This is a genomic window from Pseudomonadota bacterium (assembly GCA_010028905.1).
Taxonomy (GTDB): domain Bacteria; phylum Vulcanimicrobiota; class Xenobia; order RGZZ01; family RGZZ01; genus RGZZ01.
Genome location: RGZZ01000577.1, coordinates 1 through 2,910, shown reverse-complemented (window position 1 = coordinate 2,910; position 2,910 = coordinate 1). Strand labels below are relative to the sequence as shown.

At 65.3% G+C, this 2,910-nt stretch carries 4 protein-coding genes; 3 read left to right on the top strand and 1 reads right to left on the bottom strand.

The window, feature by feature from the left end:
• A partial coding sequence (locus EB084_23030; GenBank protein ID NDD31138.1) for a cytochrome P450 occupies positions 1–668 on the bottom strand: 668 nt, incomplete at its 3' end.
• 367 nt (positions 669–1,035) lie between these two features.
• On the opposite strand from EB084_23030, the gene EB084_23025 reads away from it, so the two are divergent.
• From EB084_23025 to EB084_23015, 3 genes are all read left to right on the top strand, one after another.
• A complete protein-coding gene (locus EB084_23025; protein ID NDD31137.1) occupies positions 1,036–1,317 on the top strand; it encodes a hypothetical protein in 282 nt (93 codons plus the stop codon).
• A 150-nt stretch (positions 1,318–1,467) separates the two neighbouring features.
• Positions 1,468–2,460, top strand: coding sequence for an aminoglycoside phosphotransferase family protein (locus tag EB084_23020; GenBank protein ID NDD31136.1), 993 nt, complete (start codon positions 1,468–1,470; stop codon positions 2,458–2,460).
• Between the two features lie 37 nt (positions 2,461–2,497).
• The coding region (locus tag EB084_23015; GenBank protein NDD31135.1) for a hypothetical protein at positions 2,498–2,910 on the top strand (413 nt) is incomplete at its 3' end.

Here is a 2,910-nt window from a genome sequence, read left to right as displayed (position 1 = left end):
TCGCGCACGGCCAGCAGCCCGCTCACCAGATCGTCTTGTGGCGAGGCACGCCGGCGCTCGACCACGGCGTGGAAGTAGGTCTCGATGCCTTCAACCGCGACTTCGGCCGCGCGAACCGAGGTCTCGGTGAGGGTCTCGTCACCGAGAAACGAGGCCAGGTCGTGCGACCACCCGTAGAAGCGATCGTGATCGCGCGCATCGCCGCCCAGCATGTCGGCCACCGTCATCACGGGCAGGGGGGAGGCCAGCGCGGCCAGCAGGTCGACGGTGCCTTTCAGGTCGCACAGAAGGCGTTCGACGCGATGACGCACCGATTGCTCCATGCGCTTGATGGTCTGTGGTGTGAACGCACGGCTGACGAGGGCTCGGAGACGATCGTGCTCGGGGGGATCGAGGAAGAGCAGCCATCCGCCCAGCTTCTGCTCGATGGGGCGCATGTCTCGCAGCGACTGCGCGGGCAGGCGCCGTGAGAAGTCGCTCACGCGTCCGACACGCAGGCGAGGGTCTTTCAGTGCGGCCGCCACATCGTCGTACCGGGTGAGGAACCAGGCATCCCAGGCGTCGCTCCAGTGCACCGGATCTTCGGTGCGCAGGACGCGGTACACCGCATATGGGTCGGCGAGAAGCGCCTGGGCGCTTTCGGTGAGCGTGTTCCCTGGCAGTGGCATGGGAGCATCTTTCACGCATCCCCCCACATCCCTGCGATCGAGACTTTTTAACTCGCTTGTAACAAGATTGTAACGAGTTAACATCGGTGTTTACTAGACCGCGGCCTTGACTACGTGAGGAGAGGGGCACGACCGAGAGTGTATAGAGAGTGAGGGTGACACGAACATGGGTGGAGTTCGGAAGAACGCGAACATTGCTCCCCAGCCCGCGGTGAAGACGCAGGAGACATGCCCGTGCAGATGCTTCTGCCACGCGCTGGAGCAGGAGTGCGGCGGGAGCCACGAGGGGCGATTCGGTGGCGAAAGGTGCGGTGGCAGCCACGGTGACCGTTTTGGACAGAACGGTCAGAACGGACAGAACCAGGGCATGGATCCGAAGCAGCTCCTGGGGATGCTGACCATGCTGCTTGTGGGACTGCAGATGGGAATGCAGGGCGGACAAGGTGGCATGGGCGGGGGCTTCGGAGGTCCCATGGGCGGCGGCTTCGGAGGTCCGATAGGCGGCGGCTTCCCGATGGGAGGCGGTTTCCCCATGGTCGGCGGCTTCCCGATGGGGGGCGGCATGCCTGTCGCGCTGGCAGGCGGGCCCGGCGCGGGTTTCGGCGGACCGTTTGGCTTCAACATGAATCGCGGCGGTGGTCTGTTCTGATCTCGAGGGGGCGCCTGTGCGCGCGCTTCGCGCTCTTCGCGAGGCGCGCGCACATCTCCAGACGGTGCACCGCGTTGCACCGGGGACGGGGTGGCGCATCTGTGCGCGCCTTTTGGAGGAGGCGTCGATCGATTCGCCTAAGGCCTGATCATGGACAGCATGCGATCTGCCTCGTGGGTGTCGCTTGACGTCGGAAGCGTGCAGGCTCTCCTCGCGGAGGTCTTGCCCCAGGCGCGGGTGACCGCTCTCCAAGAGCTGCGCGATGGCTACTGCAACACCAACTACAAGGTGTGCGTCGAAGGCCCCGTCGACGCACTCGTGCTGCGCGTCTTCACCATGGGGCAGCGAAGTCCGAGGCGCCAGCTCGCGCTGATGCAGCGAGTCTGTGGGCAGGTGCCGGTGCCGCGGGTTCTGCACTTCGCCGAGTCCCACGCCCTGCTGTCGTTCCCCTATGCCTTCATGTCGTTTCTCGAAGGGCGACACCTGCATCGCATTCTGCCCGGCCAGGCAGAGGCGGGCCAGCGAGGCGTGGGTCTCGCCGTTGGGCGTGCGCTGGCGGCCATCGGAGAGACGGAGTTCGAGAGCACGGGGCTGTTCGATGAAACGCTGCAGATGCCGCGTGCGTTCGCATCCGTGGGCGAGCTCTGGCAGACCATCATTGGGAACGCCTTGTTCCACGGTCGGGTCGGGCGGCGCCTGGGCGAGGAAGGTGCGCGGAGGCTCTGGTCGGTGGTCGAAACGAACAAGCCGCTGCTCGATGCGCTTCCCCAATCGCGTCGGCTGGTACACGCCGATTACAACAGCAAGAACATCCTTGTGTGTGAGCGCGATGGCGCGTGGGAGGTGTCGGGCGTGCTCGACTGGGAGTGCGCCTACGCGGGGTCTCCATTGGCGGATATCGCCAATCTCTTCAACTACATGGGCAATCCACCGCCGGCCTTCGAGCGCGGTGTGCTCGATGGCTTTGTCGAGGCCGGTGGCGATCTGCCTGCCGAGTGGAGACGGGTGACGCGACTGCTCGACCTCATCTCCATCATTGAGTTCTTGAACCAGCCGGGCGAGCGGCCGCAGCAGTTCGAAGAGGCGAAGCGCCAGCTCTCGCACTCGATGCGCATGCTCGAGCAGGCGCTGCCGGGCAGCTGAACACGACAGACATGCAGAACGAGAGCGAGGAACCGAGATGACGCAGCAGAAGACCATGAGCCGCGCGGTGATCGACGTCGCCAGAGAGGTGGCCAGCGGTCTGCGACCCGCGGGTGATCTCCTGACGAGCATCGACGCGCTCTCCGGCGCCTCTGTCGAGGCGGCGGCACAGTTCGAGCGCGACGCCGTCGGCAACCCGGAGATCGATGAAGCTTCGGTGCAGCGGGTGCGCGACGCGTTTGCCCTCGTGGCCAGCAGTCTCGATGCGATGCGCGTCGCCGTCGAGAGCGATGACCCCATCGGAGTCTCCATTGCGGCCGACGGCCTCGAACGGGCCACACTCACCATTCGTGAGGCTCAAGAAGCGTATGTCTCCCGCCTGCAGGCCGATGCGCTCACGCCCTGGCCGTACCTGAACAGAATGTTCGTCCATCTCGAGCACGCCATCAC

Bases quoted from the DNA above. Each gene is read 5' to 3' on its own strand.
- EB084_23025 (NDD31137.1), top strand. From the start codon at position 1,036: ATGGATCCGAAGCAGCTCCTGGGGATGCTGACCATGCTGCTTGTGGGA.
- EB084_23020 (NDD31136.1), top strand. From the start codon at position 1,468: ATGGACAGCATGCGATCTGCCTCGTGGGTGTCGCTTGACGTCGGAAGC.